Annotated in this window: 10 protein-coding genes; 4 read left to right on the top strand and 6 right to left on the bottom strand. The window is 68.3% G+C overall.

Annotation, left to right across the window (positions count from 1 at the left end):
* The 5 genes from BLW05_RS14485 to BLW05_RS14505 all read right to left on the bottom strand — a co-directional run bounded on the left by BLW05_RS14485 (nt 1) and on the right by BLW05_RS14505 (nt 7,433).
* A complete protein-coding gene (locus BLW05_RS14485) occupies nt 1–1,860 on the bottom strand; it encodes an OmpA family protein (protein ID WP_093163546.1) in 1,860 nt (619 codons plus the stop codon).
* Between the two features lie 58 nt (nt 1,861–1,918).
* Nucleotides 1,919–2,542 (bottom strand): hypothetical protein, encoded by a 624-nt coding sequence (locus tag BLW05_RS14490; protein ID WP_218135169.1) that lies wholly within the window; start codon nt 2,540–2,542, stop codon nt 1,919–1,921.
* Nucleotides 2,543–2,625: 83 nt separating this feature from the next.
* On the bottom strand, nt 2,626–3,063 hold the full coding sequence (locus BLW05_RS14495) for an ATP-binding protein (protein WP_093163549.1): 438 nt from the start codon (nt 3,061–3,063) through the stop codon (nt 2,626–2,628).
* Complete coding sequence (locus tag BLW05_RS14500; protein WP_093163551.1) at nt 3,063–3,422, bottom strand: STAS domain-containing protein; 360 nt, start codon at nt 3,420–3,422, stop codon at nt 3,063–3,065. Before BLW05_RS14500 ends, BLW05_RS14495 begins: the two co-directional genes overlap by 1 nt.
* 198 nt (nt 3,423–3,620) lie before the next feature.
* The gene (locus tag BLW05_RS14505; RefSeq protein WP_093163553.1) at nt 3,621–7,433 is read right to left on the bottom strand and encodes a GAF domain-containing protein; all 3,813 of its coding nucleotides are present in this window, start codon (nt 7,431–7,433) and stop codon (nt 3,621–3,623) included.
* Between the two features lie 211 nt (nt 7,434–7,644).
* On the opposite strand from BLW05_RS14505, the gene BLW05_RS14510 reads away from it, so the two are divergent.
* On the top strand, nt 7,645–11,289 hold the full coding sequence (locus BLW05_RS14510) for a Dyp-type peroxidase (protein ID WP_177142664.1): 3,645 nt from the start codon (nt 7,645–7,647) through the stop codon (nt 11,287–11,289).
* On the opposite strand, the gene BLW05_RS14515 is transcribed toward BLW05_RS14510, so the two are convergent.
* Entirely contained in the window at nt 11,249–14,182 is a 2,934-nt protein-coding gene (locus BLW05_RS14515; RefSeq protein ID WP_093163556.1) for an ATP-binding protein, read from the bottom strand. The genes BLW05_RS14510 and BLW05_RS14515 overlap by 41 nt on opposite strands.
* Before the next feature lie 241 nt (nt 14,183–14,423).
* On the opposite strand from BLW05_RS14515, the gene BLW05_RS14520 reads away from it, so the two are divergent.
* The 3 genes from BLW05_RS14520 to BLW05_RS14530 all read left to right on the top strand — a co-directional run bounded on the left by BLW05_RS14520 (nt 14,424) and on the right by BLW05_RS14530 (nt 17,692).
* The gene (locus tag BLW05_RS14520) at nt 14,424–15,770 is read left to right on the top strand and encodes a C4-dicarboxylate transporter DctA (RefSeq protein ID WP_093163558.1); all 1,347 of its coding nucleotides are present in this window, start codon (nt 14,424–14,426) and stop codon (nt 15,768–15,770) included.
* Nucleotides 15,771–15,778: 8 nt separating this feature from the next.
* Complete coding sequence (locus BLW05_RS14525) at nt 15,779–16,477, top strand: GntR family transcriptional regulator (protein WP_093163559.1); 699 nt, start codon at nt 15,779–15,781, stop codon at nt 16,475–16,477.
* Between the two features lie 135 nt (nt 16,478–16,612).
* Nucleotides 16,613–17,692, top strand: a complete 1,080-nt coding sequence (locus BLW05_RS14530; RefSeq protein ID WP_093163561.1) for an AI-2E family transporter — start codon at nt 16,613–16,615, stop codon at nt 17,690–17,692.
* Nucleotides 17,693–17,733 lie beyond the last annotated feature (41 nt).

Below are 17,733 nucleotides of genomic sequence, written 5' to 3' on the forward strand. Positions count from 1 at the left end.
CTAGTCCCCGGTGCTCACGCCGAACGACACGCGCCGGTTCATCGAGAGCTCGTCCTCGCTCGCGCCGGGACTCAGCGGCTCCAGCGGGCCGGCGCCGCGCACGAAGAGCACGCTCGGGTCCACGCCGCGGGCGCGCATCATCGAGCGCACGACCTCCGCGCGGCCGACGCTGAGCGCGAGGTTCGACATGTCCTTGCCGGTCGCATCGGCGTGGCCGACGATCGTCACCTTCACCGGGAAGCCATGGTCGCGCGCCACCTGCACCAGGTCGCGCATCTGGGCGGCGAGCTCTTCGATCTTGGCTTCCTGCCCCGCAGCGGGCCGCGGCACGCTGAAGTCGAAGTGGATGAGCTGGGCCTGGATGGCATCGCGCAGGCGCACATAGTCGGGGTCCTGCACATCCTTGACCGCGCTGATGTCCACCTTGGGCGCACCGGCGGGCATGCTCAGCAGGTAGGCCCGGGCCTTGTCCAGCCAGCGCTGCGAGGCGCTGCCGGTGACGCGGATGCTGCCCGCGTCCTGCACCATGCCGATGGTCTCCGGCGGCTCGAGCGTCGCCTGCAGGCGCTTGAGCACCATCGCCGGATGCAAGGCCTGGTAGGGCTCCCAGCGGCCGGTGACATGCGACGGATCCAGCTTGTCCGGCAGCAGGGTTTCGGGCAGCACCGCGAGCGGATCGCGCAGCCCCGAGACCAGCCACTTGCCGTCGCGGCGCTCGAAGCCGGTGACGACGATGCCCGGCTGGTCCTGCAACGCGGCAACGTAGGTGTTCACGCGGCTGCGCTCGACGAGGCGTTCGCCGACCCACCACCCCAGCACGGCCAGCAGCGCCAGCGGAATGAGCCACATGAACGGCGAGACCTTCCGGTGCGCGTCGGCGGTCTGCGAGAGCAGGCAAGGCCGCAGGCGCGACTCCACTTCCTCGAAGGGCGCGGTGTCGCCGCTGAACGCTTCCAGCGGCGCATGCCAATGGTCGTGAATCTGCCCGAGCGTTTCGTTGAGCCTCGCGCGCACCATCGGCGGCGGGCTGCCATGGATCACGGCGGCAAGGAACGCCGACGGTCCTTCCTCGCACCACAGCAGCAGGTCGCCGAGCCGCAGGCTGTCGACGCTGCGGCCGCCCGTGCCGCCAGCGCCGGACTCGTCGAACGAGTCGCGCACGAAGTCCTGGATCGCGGACAGCATCGCCGAGACGAGTTGCGGATCGCGCGTGGTCGCGTCGTCGCGCGCCACATGCGCGATCAAGAGGCCCGTCGCGCGATGGATCAGGAACAGGTGCTCGACGCTGAACTCGGCCGTGTGCTTGAGCACCACGTCCGCGAAGGTGCTGCCGGTGCGCCACGCCTCGATGCGCCACTTGAACCCGCGCCACGACAGGCTGTGCTTGAACGCGAGATTGAGCGACTGGAAGGTGCCTTCGAGCGTCTCGGCGATGGCCTTGCGGATGGCCGGCCCCATGACCGGGTACAGGATGTCAACCATCGTGCGCGGGTTCTTCTGGATCGACGCCTGCGTGGCGCGCTCCATGGCCGGCGCGATGGAGTGGCCCAGCCGCTCGTCGCGCACCGCCACCGAAAAGGCTTCGGGCAGCACCGCGCCGATCGCGTCGGCGAATTCCCGGGGATCGTCGACCTTGCGCTGCAGGTGCGCGAGCACGGCCTGTTCGCGCTCGAACAGCATGTCGCGCATCGCATCCAGGCGCGGGTCGGCCTGCAGGCGGCTCGGCATGTCGGCCGTCACCGTCGGATCGACGCAGCGGGCCAACTCCAGCAGCAGCCCGGCGAGCCGTTTGCTGGGATCTTCCTCGTTGGCGGCGTCACCGGGCGCACGCGTCGCGGCCGGCGACAGGCGGGCGTTCACCCTCGCCTCTCGCCGGCCGTGATGGCGTCCGGTCGCACGGAGCGGCTCGCCCGCCCTTTCAGCCCGTCTGGCTGCCGTTGACGCCCTTCGGCGCGACGTCCTGATTGAGGCATTTGGCAATCTCCACAAACAGGCCGGCGAGCAGGTTGCGATCGGTCTTGACGTTGCCGAGCTCGGCGAACATGCGCTCGGTGGTCGCGCGCATGTCGTCCTGGCGCCGCCGCATCTCGTCGCGCAGGGCCTGCACCTCGTGGTTCAGGCGTTCGGTGAAATCGCGCTCCTGCCGGGCAAGCTGGTCGGAGACCTGCGCGAGGCGCTTCTCCAGCGCCTGCGTGTGCTCGCGCAGGCTGCGCTCGAGTTCCTTGTCGGCATCGGCACGCAGGTCCTTTTCCTCGCGGAACTGGCCGGCGACCGATTCGAGCTGCTTCTTGATCGTCGTTTCGAGGCCGCCGAGGCTTCGCGTCGACTCCGATTCGAGATCGCGCAATCGCAGCTGGAAGCGTTCCTCCATGACGGAGAAGCGCTTGTCGTAGTCCTGCATCTGGTTGCCGAACAGCAATTCGCGCATCTTGTCGACACCGGAGGCATCGGCAGAGCCGTTGCCACGGGTCGCCATGGCGGCCTGAGCTGCCAGCGCGGCTTGCGGATCAATGCTTGGTACGGGCTTGGCTGTAGTTCCCATCGACGTATCTCCTCGGTTGCGTATTGAACGGATCGAAAACGGATCGAACAGTGACGGACATCGGGCTGCGGTCCCGGCGGCGGTCAGGGCGGCGCCGGGGCACGGAAAAACAGCGTCAGGCGATTGCACCCGTCCTCGTGGCGGTAGCGCACGCCGTCGGAAAAATGCCGGACCATCGGAATGCCCCAGCCGCCGACCTTCGCGTCGCGCAGGCTGGTGGCTCGAGCGGGCTCGGGGACCTGCCGCAGGTCGAACTCGCGCCCTTCGTCCACCACTTCGAGGGCCACCTCGTCGCCCTGCCACCCAAGGCGCAGCAGGATGCTCTGCGCGCCCTCGCCGGCCGCGTGCGTCACGATGTTCGTGACCACCTCGGTCGAGCAGAGATCGAGGTTGTGCGCCAGCCGCTCCGGCAGGTGCTGGCCCTCGGCCCAGTCGTGCACCCAGGCGCTGATGCGCGGGAGCTCGCGCAGGGCGTTGTCGACGATGAGGGAAGCACCCGGCTCCCCGGCGGCGGCGTCCATCAGCGGCTTTCGGCAGATGACGCCATCAGCGCGCTGAAGGCGGAATCGACGTCGGGGTACACCGGGATGATCGAATCGATGCCTGCCATCTTGAGCACCTCCGCCACCACGGGTTGTGGATTTGCCAGCGCCATCGCGCCGCCGCGCAGCGACTGCGCCCTCGCGTTGACGACAAGGGTGCGGATGCCGATGGAGGCCAGGAACGAGACTTCGGACATGTCCACCACGGCGAGCATCTTGCGGCTCGCCACCAGCGCGGCGAGTCGCGTGTTGATGTCGTGGCCGCCGACGCTGTCCATTCGGCCGACGAGGCTGATCTTCTCGATGCCCTCGGCCAGTTGTTCGCTCCTCAGATCCATACACGCTCCGCGGTCGATATCGATGGTGCTGAACCGGTCTGCCACCGCAGGGATGAACTGCTTCGCAAGTTCGTCTTGTTCTGATACGAAAACAAGCGCTTCTTGCGTATCGGGAGGTAGAACCTTCTTCTAGCTTACGCTGAAATTTCCGGCGCGTCGATCACCCCTTTTTAGGGGGGGAACTCACGGACAGTGGGATCAGCGGTCGTTGCGCGCGGGCACGTTGCCCAGGGCCTCGACCAGCCGCTCGACCCGGATCGGCTTGGTGACGTAATCGTCCATGCCGGCGGCGAGGCAGGCCTCCTGGTCGCCCTGCATCGCGTTGGCGGTCATCGCGATGATGTGCGGCCGCTGGCCGGGGCCGAGCAGCGCGCAGATGCGCCGGGTGGCGTCGAGGCCGTCGAGCTCGGGCATCTGCACGTCCATGAGCACCACGTCGTAGACCTGGCGCTGCACCGACTCCACCGCCTCGATGCCATTGGAGGCCAGGTCGGCGCGATACCCCATCTGCTGGAGCAGGCGCAGCGCGAGCTTCTGGTTCACCACGTTGTCTTCGGCCAGCAGGATGCGCAGCGGATGGCGCTCGCCCATCGACGAATCGATCTGCGGCCTGGGCGCCGCGCTTGCGACCGGCCGCGCCGGCGCCTCATGCGCGAGCAGGCTGACCAGCGTGTCGAAGAGCTGCGACTGATGGATCGGCTTCGAGAGATAGGCGTTGAAGAGCGCCCCGGTGTCGCCTGCCTCGCGCCGGCCCAGCGAGCTGAACAGGACCAGCGGCAGTGCCGTATGGTGGGTGCGGATGCAGCGCGCGAGATCGACGCCATCCATCTCGGGCATGTGCATGTCCAGGATCGCGAGGTCGTAGCGTTCGCCGGCATCGAGCCAGCGCAGCGCCTCGGCTGGCGATTCGGTGTCGCGCGGGCGCATGCCCCACCGGCCGGTCTGGAGCGAGAGCACGCGACGGTTCGTCGCGTTGTCGTCCACGATCAGCACGCGCTTGTCCTGCAACTCGTGCTGTATGCCGGCCGAGACGGACCGCTTGCTCGGCGGCGCCTCGGCCACCGGCGCCTCGATGGTGAAGAAGAAGGTCGAGCCGGTGCCCGGCCCGGCGCTCTCGACCCACATGGTCCCGCCCATCAGCTCGGCCAGCCGCTTGCTGATCGCCAGGCCCAGCCCCGTGCCGCCGTACTTGCGGGTGGTGCTCGAATCGGCCTGCGAGAAGGACTGGAAGAGCCGGCTCTTGCCTTGTTCCGACAACCCGATGCCGGTGTCGCGCACCGCGAAGGTCAGCCGCACCTCGCCGTCGGCCAGGGGTTCCGAAGTGACGGTGAGCACCACCTCGCCCCGCTCGGTGAACTTCACGGAATTGCTCAGCAGGTTGAGCAGCACCTGCCGCAGCCGCGTGAGATCGCCGGACACACCCACCGGCACCTCGCCCTCGAAGACGTAGGCGATGTCGAGCTTCTTCTCCGTCGCGCGCGCGCTCACGAGGTCGAGCGCCGATTCCACGCAATCGCGCAGGTCGAAGGGATGCGATTCGACATCCATCCGCCCGGCCTCGATCTTCGAGTAGTCGAGGATGTCGTTGATGATTGTCAGCAGCGCATCGCCGGATTCGCGGATCGTCGAGACATAGTCCTGCTGCTCGGCATCGAGCGGCGTGTCGAGCAGCAGACCGCTCATGCCGATCACCGCGTTCATCGGCGTGCGGATCTCGTGGCTCATGGTCGCGAGGAAGGCGCTCTTCGCCTCGTTGGTGGCTTCGGCCGCCGCGCGCGCCTCCTTGGCCTCGTTGAAGAGGCGCGCGTTCTGGATCGCGATCACCGCCTGGTCGGCGAAGGTCTCCAGGAGCTTGATTTCCTTGTCCTCGAACGGCCCCGGCGGCTGCCGCGCGACGTGGATCGAGCCGATGTACTGGCCTTCCCAGATCAGCGGCGCCAGCATGACCGCGTAGTTGCCGATGTGCTCGGCCAGCTCGCGCATGAAGGGCGGAAGCTGCGGCTCTGCAAGCGCATCCGGCAGATGAAGCACCTCGGGTCCGGCCATGGCCTCGCCCATCGGCGAGTGGTCGATGGGGCGGGGGTAGTAGCGCTCCAGTTCGTCCCGTGCCGGTCCACTGTGCGCGGCCAGGTGCATCATGCCGTCGCCGCCGGCCAGCGAGATGCCGAGCTGGGTGCCCGCGAAGAGGCGCTGGCAGCTTTCGAGGATCTTGTCGAACACCGGCTGCGCGTTCTCCATCGACTCGCTGATGACCTGCAGCACCTCGGCCGTGGCGGTCTGGCGCTCCAGCGTCTCGCGGGTCTCGTTGGCGAGCCGGGCGTTCTCGATCGCGATCACCGCCTGCTCGGCGAAGAGATCGAGCAGGTCGATCTGCCGCTGCGGCGACTTGCCGGGCTGAGGCCAGGCGGTGGTGATCGCGCCGACCGGCACGCCGTCCTTGAGCAGCGGCGCGGCGATGATCCGCCGCCGCACCTCGACGTCGGCGAGCGCCGGGTCGTAGTCCGGGTCCGCCCAGGCGTCGTCATTGCTCAGCGAGCGGCGCTCCAGGATCACCCGGCCGTTCATCTGGCGCGGATCGGGCGGCGCGGGCCACACGGTGGCGGCCACCTCCAGCGCCTTCGGCGACCAGTTGCGCGTGGCGGCGAGGTGCACCAGGCGTCCGTCGAAAGTGAAGATCGCGGAAGCCGGCCCCTCGAAGAGCCACATGGTGCAGTCGAGGATGGCGTCGAACACCGGCATCGCATCGGTGGGCGATTCGCTGATCGCGCGCAGCACGTCGCTCACCGCGGTCTGGTATTCGAGCGATTCGGTCAGCTCGGCGGTGCGCTCCTCGACCTTGTACAGCGCCGCCTGCGTCTCGTTGAACAGGCGCGCGTTCTGGATCGCGATGACCGCCTGGTCGGCGAAGGTCTTGAGCAGCGCGCGCTCGCTCGGCCGGAACGGGCCGGTCTCGGTGCGTTGCATGCTCAGGATGCCGACGCCCCGGCCCTCCCACAGCAGCGGCGCCGCGAGATTCGCGAAACTGGTGCCCGCCAGCTCGGCATTGCGGCGCAGCACCAGCGGCGCGCAGGGATCGTTCGCGACGTCGGCGAACTCCACGACCTCGCCCGTACGGAAGCAGATCTCGGCCGAGGTGCCGGCGACCGGCATCGGATAGTTGGCCTGCATTGCCGCGACGAGGTCGGCCGTGCGCTGCTCGCCGATCGCCGCACGGCCGGCGGCGGTCACCCGCCAGCGGGTCAAGGCGAGCTGGCCATCGGCGTCGAGCATCATCAATGCGAAGGAGCTGCCTTCAAACAGCCGCTCGCAGCACTCGAGGATCTTGTCGAACACCGGACCGGGGTCGGCCACGGAGCTCCCGATGACCCGCAGCACCTCGGCCGCCGCCGTCTGGTGCGCCAGCGCCTCCTGCATCTCGCGGCTCTGCCGGCGGGTCTCGTCGAGCAGGCGCGCATTCTCCAGCGCGAGTCCCAGGCTGCCGGCCACGGTCTCCAGCAACCGGATCTCGTCGGCGCCGAAAGCGTATTCGCGCTCGTGGTTCTGCAGCGCGATGATGCCGAGCGCGCGATCGCTCCCAATGATCGGTACGGCCACGATCGAATGCGCCCAGTCGGTGCCCGGCGCGGGGCCGACGCCGACCCGCGTCTGGTCCTCGCGGGTGTTGGCGACCGCCGTCTCGCGCCGGTGCAGGATGCCCGTCAGGAACCCGTCCGGCTTTAGCGGCCGGGCCGGCGGGAGGGGAAGCGGCTTGTTGTGCTCGTAGCGGTAGAGCACCTGCACGAGGTTCGTCTTGTCGTCCCACCAGACGATGTTGAGGTCGCCGGAATCGAACAGCTCCCGCAGCTTGTCGCCCACCATGTCGACGATCGCCTGGAACTCCATCCGCGCCGCCATGCCCTTCTGGATGCCATTGAGCAGCATGACCAGCAGCTTGCCGTCGAACGGCTCGCGCGTGGCGCTGCCGGCGCGCGGCGCGTCTTTCAACAGGGGGCGAGACCGGGACGGGGCCATGGGGATCTGCCTTCTGCGAACAGCGGTTTGATGCGCGCCGGCGGCGCACACGGCGTGGAGTCTAGCGGCGAAGGCGCGATCGCGCCCGGGCCGGCCTCGAACGCAGGCCGGGGCGTGTTGTCCCCAACATGAAGGATGCGGCCGGCTGGCACATGCTCTAGTCTGTCCGATGGGCCACGGCCGGTGGCCTCACAAGAACGAGGAGAACCCCATGCGAACCAAAGTCACGGGCGGCGAGCTCGGAGGGCTCACCAATCTTGCCGTGCTTGCGCCGGTGAAGACCGGCTTCATCGAGGGCCTGGAGACGATGACGTACGTCGACCGGCTGCATCGGCTGCTCGACGCGCTGAACGAGGCGCGCCAGAACCTGAAAGAGGCCACGCTGGTCGACCCGCAGTTCCCGGATGCGCTCGGCCGCTTCGGCATCCTGCGCAATTTCCGGTACGCGGTGGTCCCGCCGGACAGCCCCATCGCCGCCGACGGCACGCCGGGACGCTACCGGCTCTCGCTCAACGTCACCTTCGACGGCGGCTGGGAGCCGTACATGCGGGTCATCTACCGGGACATCGGCTTCCTGCTGGATGCGCTCTTCTGCCACTGCGACGGCTACCCGGGCTCGAAGACATCGAACTACGACACCTACTGCCGCTGGGTGCGCGCGAACGAGCAGATGGCGGGGCTCTTCTTCGCCGACTCGTCGGTGACATCGAGCGACCAGTCCTACCTGGAGCACATCGAACGCATCCAGCGCGAGACCGCCGAGCCAGCGCAGGCCGATCGCCTCATCGCCGGCTATGGCGTGAAGCCCACGGTGCTGCAGATCCGGGAAGGCCAGGCAGAGGCGGTGGCGCATCCGGAGGCCGCTGCATTCACTTCGCTTCGGGCGCTGAAGGGCCTGTATCGGCTCTCGCCGCTTTTCACGAGCACGACCGAACGGCGGATCCTGCTGCGCTTCACGCGTGAGGTCCTCAAGGACTTCAATGAGATCCTCCCGAGGCTCCATGACCATCCGCTCTTTCACGTCATTGCCGACGCGGCGAAGGAGGAACTCGCATGGTTCCTCGGGGGCGAGAAGGACGCCGGCAACGCCGCGCCCCCGGACGATTCGTTCACGCCGACCGATGCCGTGCAGGCCGGCATCGTGGGAGACCGCGGCAGCGCCACCCACGGCTGCCTGGTCCTCCTGCGCGTGCAGGACCCGAACAAGGCCGTGGCCTGGCTGCAAGAGGCACCGATCAGCGGCCACGGCGCTCAGGACGCCGACGGCATCCGCCGCAACGTCGCCTTCACCTATGCGGGACTGCGCGCCCTCGGGTTCTCCGCCGAGCAGCTCGATCCGCTGCCGCGGGAATTCATGGACGGCATGGAGTCGCGCGCCGGGCTCCTCGGCGACGTGCGGGCCAACCACCCCGACTTCTGGCCGCGGCCGGAGCGCTGCGACGAAAACCTGAAGACCGATCCGAACAGCCGGGTCGATCTCTCGACCGTGCATGTCGCATTCATGATGCGGCTCACCGACGACAAGCCGGAATCCGCCTCCGCAGCGCTGCATCCGCAACTGGCGGGTGCGATCTCGCGACTGACCCCGGCGTCGGTGGGCATGCAGGTGGTGGCCGTGCAGCCCACGCGCAGCTGGCGCGAAGGATCGAACGCGAACGGTCGCGAGCACTTCGGCTTCCTCGACGGCTTCAGCCAACCGGGCCTCAAGAAAGTCGAGCCCCCCCCGCTGCCACGCGACACGGTTCCCCCTGGAGATCTCTTCCTGGGCCGCGACAACAGCCTCGGCGACAGGCCCGACCCGAAATCCGCTCCGCCCGCGCTCCTGCAGGACGGCACCTTCCTCGTCGTGAGAAAGCTGCGCCAGCACCTCGACCACCTGCACGCCGCGCTGGACTCGCACCTGAAGGACAAGGGCCTGGGCGACGAGGACGCCAAAGCGAAAAGGAAGCAGGCCATTCTCGAAAAGATGATGGGCCGGCGTCAGGACGGCACGCCGCTCGTCGCCCCGGCCTCGGGCAACGACTTCGACTACGACAAAGATGCCGACGGCCGGCAATGCCCCTTCCACGCCCATGTGCGGCGCGCCAATCCGCGCGACGGGCGCGAGCCGATGCCGCGCATCGTGCGCGCGGGGATGTCCTACGGCGAACGCCTCGACGCAAACGCGGATCCGAAGGCCAATCCAGGCGCCGCGCCGAACGCCGACCGCGGCATCGTGTTCATGGCCTATTGCGCGAGCATCTCCGAGCAGTTCGAGGTGATCCAGCGCTGGATTGCCGGCGGCAACAGCTCGGGCGTGTCCTCGGCGCAGGCCGACCCGTTCCTGGCCGTTCCCAAGCCCGGCGACCGCCGCACCTTCCGTTGCCTGGAAAGCGGCTCGCCAAACGACATCCTGCGTGTCGACCTGGGTGACAAGCCTTTCGCCACGCTTCAATGGGGCCTGTACCTGTTCGTGCCCTCGATGGACGCGCTGCGCCATCTGGCCGCGCTGCGCCGGCAGCCGGCGACGAGTGCCGCGACGGTCTTGCCGCCGATCTGGCCGCCCGCCACTGCCCTCGATCACTGGCGCCAGCGCCTGGAAGACCCGGACCCCGAAAGGTCCGTGTCGGCGAACACCTGGATGCAGGTGCGTCAGGAAGGCGGCTACAAGGACGCCCGCCCCTACGGCCTGCTGGTAGGGCTGCAGGCGGATGTGCTGCGCATCCTGCAGGACAAGGGCGAGAAGTACTCCGTGCAGGGCTACGGCCATCGCATGGCGGCCTCGCTGGGCCACAACCACCTCGGCATGGACGCGGACACGGGCCATGCGGTGCAGGGGCCGGTGATCAACAAGGCCATCGAGGCGATCACGGAAAGGGAGGCCTTCGACCTGACCTTCGCCATCGTCGACAAGGTCTTGAAGGGGATCATGGAATTCGCAGTCCCCAATCCCGACGGATCGAAGCGTGCGCCAGTCGACCTCGTCACATTGGCCGAAAAGGTGCTCGCCGCGCTTTGCACGAAATGGATCGGGCTGCCCGAACCCTCGGCAGTCCCAGGGCAGCCCGGGAATCTCATGGAGGTGGGCGGGCGCGAGCCGGGGAATCCGCAGCCGCCGCGCTGCCCCGGCAATTTCTTCTCCGCGTCGCACTTCATCTTCAATCCGCATCCGCGACCCGAGACGGTGGAAACCGGAAAGGTGCAGGGCAAGGCGGTGCTGGACGCAGTCAAGCAGCTGCTCGATCGGAAGAAGCCGCTCGGCAAGTTGGCCCGGTCCATCGTGGACGGCTTGCAGAAAGTCGAAGCGATCAAGCCAGAGGAACGGCAGAAGGTGATCGCCAGGAGCATCTCGGGCGTGCTGCTCGGCTTCCCTCCGACGGTCTATGGCAACTACCTGCGCACCATGGAGACATGGACCCGGGAGAAGTCGCTGTGGGAATACCAGCAGCGCCTGGCGGACCTGAAGACGACGGTGTCGGATCCGTACGAACGCGCGCGCCGGGCGCTGCGCGGCGGCGTGATGAGCACCATGCGCAAGCGCCCCGTGCCGGAGCAGCTCTGGCGCTGCCCTGTCGTGAACGGCCAGGTGGTGGGTGCCAGGGACGGCGAGCCCGGGGAAGACCAGCGCGTCGTGCTCGGCATTGCCTCGGCATTGACCGATGCGGCCGCCCCCGACGAGATGATGTTCGGCGGCAGCCGCGATCCGTCGAGCAGCGTGGCGACCGAGCACGCCTGCCCCGGCTACGGCATGGGCGTCGGCGTGATGCTCGGGCTGATCGCGGGGCTCTTCGAAGCCGGCACGCTACGACCGACCGGTTCGCCCGTGCTGCTGATGCTTACGCAGCAACGCCCGTCACAAGCGCCCGCAGCCGGGTAGCCTCGTCCAGGTGCCACGCCATGCGCATCGTGTCGAAGGCGGCGGTGGCTTCGTCGATGAGCGCCATCGCCTGCCCGGTGTGCCCTTGGTCGATGGCGATCTCGGCGGCGCACAGCTGGGTCACGGCGACCTCGTGGGCCGAGTCGCGTTCGCGTGCCACGCGCAGCGCCTGCTCGATGTAGCGCCCGGCGGCTTCGGGCCGGTGCACGGCGGCATCGCGCGCGAGGGCCCGCAAGGCCATCGCCACGCCGATCAGGTCGCGCTCGCGCGCACGCCTGAGCGCCAATGCGGCGTGGCGCCGGGCCTCCTCGCGGCGCCCCAGGCCCATGAAGCCCTCGGCCAGCCAGCCGTGGTTGAAGGAGCGGAACAGCCCGCTCTCGCGCGGCGCGATCCAGTCCGTCGCCTCGACGATGGCCTGGATGGCCTGCGGCGCCTGCTCGAGCTTCCACTGCGCATAGCCCGCGATGGCCTGCGCGATGGAGAGCTGCGACAGACTTCGCGTTGCCTCGGCAATGCGGCCGGAGCGGATGGCCGTCTCACGCGCCTCGCGCCAGCAGCCTTGCCACAACAGCACGGCACTGCGCCAGCCGTGGAGCGTCGCGGCGATCTCGTGCGTCTCGTCGACGATGCAGGCCAGCGCGTCATCGAAGCATTCATACGCCCGCTCGAAAAGCCCGCGATCACCCAGCACGTAGGCCCTGCACACCAGCGAATAGACCAGGCCGACGTTGGTTCGCCGGCCGCTGCGGTGCCGGCGCTTGACCTCGATGGCGCGATCGAGAAGCTGAAGACCGGCGTCGTAATGCGCCGCGAGCACATGCGACTCGCCCAGGGTCGCCACGATCTGGATGGCCAGCGGCTCGTCGCCGATGGCTTCGGCTTCCGCGAGCGCGCGTTCGCCATGCACGATCGCCGAGCGTGCATCGCCGAGCGAATAGCTGATGTAGCTGTGCCAGTAGCGGGCCCGCGCGACCGAGGCCGCGTCGGCGAACTGCTCGGCCAGGTGGACGGCGCGGGTGGAGAGGGCCAGTTCGCTGCGCGAGGGGTCGAACACGCACACCATGCCCAGGCGCTGCACGATCGACACCCAGCGCTGCGCGGCTTCCGATGAGTCGGGCAGCTTGTCGAGGGCGGCCAGTGCGGCCCGGTACTGGGCGCGGGCACGGTCGAGGGCCGAGGCCTTGAGGGCCTTGTCCCCTGCCAGTTCCGCGTAGTGGGCGGCACCCGTGCCATCGCCGCCCGCGCCGAAGTGATAGGCCAGCGCCTCCAGCGCTTCGTCCTGGTCCATCGCGGCGCTGTGCCGCTGGATGGCCTGCGCGATGCGAAGGTGCAGCTGCTGCCTCTCGTGCAGCCCGACCGACTCGTAGATGATGTCGCGCGCCACGCCATGCTTGAAGCGCAAGGTGCCGGCGAGCTCGCCCGGGAAGATGAAATCCTGCTCCGCGAGGCCACGCACCAGGGCGCTGTCCGCGGCCGCGCCGGTGATCGTTTCGAACAGCCACACCGGGATGACGTTGCCGATGACCGCGGCCACCCGCACCAGTTCGGTCTGCGCCGGCGGCAGGTGCTGCACGCGCGACTCCACCAGGTGGCTCAACCATCCGGCGCTGCCGCGCGGGCGCCCGGCGGCGCCGACGTCGCCGCGCGCCATCGAATGGCACAGTTCCTCGACGTACAGCGGATTGCCGCCCGCACGGCGTGCGATCTCCGCGGCGACGAAGGGGTCGACGGCGGGCAGACGTGCCGAGATCGCCTGCGCGGCCTCCGCGTCGCCGAGCGGCGCCAGGGCGATGGTTTCGTTCGCGACCGGGAAAACGCCATCCGCCTTCGCATCGCGTGTCGCGAGCACGATCAGCAGGCGGCAGTCGCCGAGCCTGCGCAGCGCCGCGAGCACCTGCTTCGACAGCTCGTCGGCCCATTGCCAGTCGTCGATGAAGACCACCAGCGGGGCCTGCTGCGCCAGGTCCCTGAACAGCTCGCACAGCCCGTCGGCGGCCCTGGCGGGCATCTCCTTCGAAAGCGATTCGACGATCTGGACGAAGGGCTGCAGGGGTTCGGCGCCCAGATCGCTTTCACAGTAGCCGCGCAACACGCTGCAGCCCTGCGCCGCGGCGCTGGCCAGCACCCGTTCGATGAGCCGCGTCTTGCCCATTCCGGCGGGCGCGGCCACGGCCAGGCAATGGCCCCGTCCGGCGATGGCTTCGGCCAGACGCGCCTCGAGCAGATCGCTTTCCGCCCGGCGCCCGACGAACGGCGCGTACCGGTAGCGTTCCAGGTTGTCCAGGCGCTGCGCGAGTCCGGCCCGGCCGTCAACGGCATAGACCGTCATGGGCACCGCCTGGCCCTTGATTTCCAACGACCTCGCCGGACCGGTGCTGAAGAAGCGATGAGCCGGCCCGAGGCTCTCCTCGCTCACGAGGATCTCGTTGGCGCTGGCCGCCGTCGACAGGCGTGCCGCCACGTTGGGCACTGGCCCGAGCAACTCGAAGCGACCTCGCTCGATGTCCCCGACGCCGAGGAGCACCAGCCCTGAATGGATGCCGGTGTGCAGGCTCAGCGGCGGGACGCCGGTGAGTTCCAGGTGCATGCCGCGCACGCGCTCGTGAAGTTGAAGGGCCGCCTCCACCGCGCGCCGGCCGTCGTCCTCGCGCGTGGCGGGGTAGCCGAACATGGCGAGCACGCCATCGCCCTGCACGCGCACCACGAGGCCGCCGTGCGTGGGAATGATGTCCTGGTAGGCGCGCCGCAGCGCGGCGAGGAGCTGGGCATAGTGCTCGGCTTCCAGTGCCGCCGCCAGCTCGGTCGATTGGGAAAGATCGGCGAAGAGCAGTGCCACATACCGCCGCCCGAGCGCGGTTGAATCCGCATCTGCATGACGGTCGGTTTTACTCATCAGGGATTTCCACCTCAGGCCCGCGCGGCGGGCGTTTTCGATCGGGCGCCATATTACAGCCGGGGTGACCGGGAACACGCGGCAAACCCGGCTCGCGTAACGCCAATGCGACACGCCGTTCGTCCAGGCACTCACCAGTCCTCGGGAATACCCGCACAGTAAAACCCCAAATCTTGCCTACATTGCTTGTATGCAAGAAAGCGAGTGTCTTGCATGCAAACCCCCAACACGGAGAGCCTCCATGCCCCGATTCGCCAAATCCCTTTTCGGTCAGGTCGTCATCGCACTGGTGCTCGGTGTGATCGCCGGCCTCTTCTTCCCCGAGTTCGCCGTCAAGCTCAAGCCGCTGGGCGACGGGTTCATCAAGCTGATCAAGATGATCATCCCGGTGCTCGTGTTCTGCGTGGTCGTGCATGGCATCGCCGGCGCCGGTGACCTGCGGCGCGTGGGCCGGGTCGGCGTCAAGGCACTGATCTACTTCGAGGTGCTCACCACCGTCGCGCTCGGGCTGGGCCTGTTGCTCGCCTTCGTGTTCGAGCCCGGCGTGGGCATGAACGTCGATCCGTCGAAGCTCGACGCCAACGCCATGAGCGCCTATGCATCGACCGCCGACAAGCTCACCGGCGGCGGCACGGTCGAGTTCATCATGAAATTGATCCCGACCACGGTGATCAACGCCTTCGCGACCGGCGACGTGCTGCAGGTGCTGCTCTTCGCGGTGCTCTTCGGCTGCGCGCTGACGCTGCTCGGCGATCGCGGCAAGCCCGTCGCGGCGGTGGTGGATGCCACGGCGCTCGTGATGTTCAAGATCATGGGCATCATCATCAAGCTCGCGCCACTCGGCGTGCTGGGCGCGATCGCGTTCACCGTGGGCCAGTACGGCATCGGCTCGCTCAAGCAGCTCGGCGCGCTGGTCGGACTGTTCTACCTCTCGGTCGCCATCTTCGTGTTCGTCGTCCTCGGCATCGTGATGCGGCTGTCGGGCTTCAGCCTGCTCAAGCTGCTGCGCTACCTGCGCGAGGAGCTCACCATCGTCTTCGCGACCACGTCGTCGGACAGCGTGCTGCCGCAGATCATGGGCAAGCTGCGCCACATGGGCATCCGCGATTCGACGGTCGGCCTCGTGATCCCGACCGGCTATTCGTTCAACCTCGATGCGTTCTCGATCTACATCACGCTGGCCGCGGTCTTCATCGCGCAGGCGACCAACACGCCGGTCTCGATGACCGACCTGCTGACCATCCTCGCGATCGCGCTGGTCACCTCCAAGGGCGCGCACGGCGTGCCGGGCTCGGCGATCGTGGTGCTCGCCGCGACGCTGCATGCCATTCCGGCGATTCCCGCGATCGGCCTGGTGCTGGTGCTCTCGGTCGACTGGTTCATGGGCATTGCCCGCGCGCTCGGCAACCTGATCGGCAATTGCGTGGCGACCGTCGCGATCGCGGCATGGGAAGGCGACATCGACCGCGAGCGCGCGCACGCGGTGCTCAATGGCACGCACTCGCCCGAGGACGAGCCTCTGCGCGAAACGGGAACGCATGGCGGCGAAACGGCAGAATCCCCAGCCGCCGTCCAACCCGCGAACTGAACACCACCATGACCGACGTCACGCCCACCACCATCGCCGAGCGCGTGGTCGAAGCCATCCTCGCGCAGAAGCTCGCGCCCGGCGAGCGGCTCGGCGAGCAGGCGCTGGCGGAGAACTTCGGCGTGAGCCGCACCATGGTGCGCGAGGCGCTGATGCAGCTCCAGGCGCGCGGCTTCGTCGAAGTGCAGTCGCGGCGCGGCTGGTTCGTGGTGGAGCCTTCGGCCGAGGATGCGCGCGACGCCTTCGCCGCGCGGCGCATCGTCGAGGCCGGCATCCTCGCCGAGGCCGGCCGGCCGCTGTCGAAAGTCATCCGCAAGCTGCGCGAGCACATCGCCGACGAGAAGCGCGCCATCGCCGGCGCCGATGCCGCCACGCGAGCTTTCCTGCTTGCCGATTTCCATGTGTGCCTGGCCGACCAGATGGGCCACCGGCTGCTCTGCGACGTGCTGCGCGACCTCACCGCGCGGACCACCCTCGCGGCCACGCTCTTCCAGTCGAAGCACGAGGCTGCCCAATCGTGCGCCGAACACGCGGCCATCGTCGCCGCGCTCGAGGACGGCGACACCGCCCGCGCGCGCCAGCTCATGCTCGACCACATCGGCAACGTCGAGGAAGCCCTGGAAGTCGAAGCCGCCATCGACCCCACCGAAAACGAGAAATTGCGCGCGACGCTGGCGCCCGTAGCTCTCCCGCGCGCCGCGCGTTAGCGCCGGCACTGCCAGAAACCCCACGGAACCGGCTCCGCCGGGCCGTCGGGGTTGCCCCCGGAGAGGGGGTGCAGAGCCACACGAAGTGGGCGAGGCTGGGGGAGAGCCCCGTCTCAGGGGAGAATCCAGTCCTTCATGAATTCCCCAGCCCTCCAGCGCGCCGTCTTCCTCTTCCTGCTGGCGGCCGTCACGCTCGCCTTCGGCTGGATCCTCCTCCCCTTCTTCGGCGCCGTCATGTGGGCGGTCGCGCTGGCGATCCTCTTCACGCCGTTCTACCGCTGGATGGTCATCAAGGTGAAGGGCCGCCGCAACGTCGCGGCGCTGGCCACGCTGCTGCTGGCGATGATCCTCGTCATCATTCCGCTCGTGGCGATCACCCTGGCGCTGATCGACGAGATGGCCTTCGTCGCGCAGAAGGTGCGCTCCGGCGACATCAGCTTTGCCGCCTACTTCCAGCAGATCGTGAACGCCCTGCCCAACTGGGCGACCGAGCAGCTCAACCGCTTCGGCCTGACCAACATCGAGGGATTCATCAGCCGCTTCTCGGCCTCGGCCCTGCGGGGCAGCCAGCTCATTGCGACGCGCGCGGTTTCCATCGGCCAGAACGCCTTCGAGTTCATCATCGCCTTCGGCCTGATGCTGTACATGCTGTACTTCCTGCTGCGCGATGGCCGCGATCTGTCGAAGACGGTCCGCGCGGCGCTGCCGCTCGCCAGGGCGCACACCAACCACCTGTTCGGCAAGTTCACCACGGTGATCCGCGCCACCATCAAGGGCAATGTCGCGGTGGCCGTGGTGCAAGGGTTCATCGGCGGCGTGACCTTCTCGTTCCTCGGGGTGCAGGGCGCGCTGCTGTGGGGCTCGCTGATGGCCTTCCTCTCGCTGCTGCCGGCCGTCGGCGCGGCGCTGATCTGGATCCCGGTGGCGATCTATTTCCTGGCCACCGGCGCCGTCGTGAAGGGGCTGGTGCTGATCTTCGTCGGCGTCTTCGTGATCGGGCTGGTCGACAACATCCTGCGCCCGATCCTCGTCGGCAAGGACACGCAGATGCCCGACTACATCGTGCTGATGTCCACCATCGGCGGCATCGCGCTCTTCGGCATCAACGGCTTCGTGATCGGGCCGGTGATCGCGGCACTTTTCATGGCGGCCTGGGATCTGTTCGCTTCGTCGAGCGCGGAAAACGACCCTGTCGCCCCGCCTCCGCAGCCCTGAAGACATCGGCGCCACGGCGCAATCCTCCGGAATCCAGATCC

The organism is Variovorax sp. YR216, from assembly GCF_900107745.1.
Taxonomy (GTDB): domain Bacteria; phylum Pseudomonadota; class Gammaproteobacteria; order Burkholderiales; family Burkholderiaceae_C; genus Variovorax.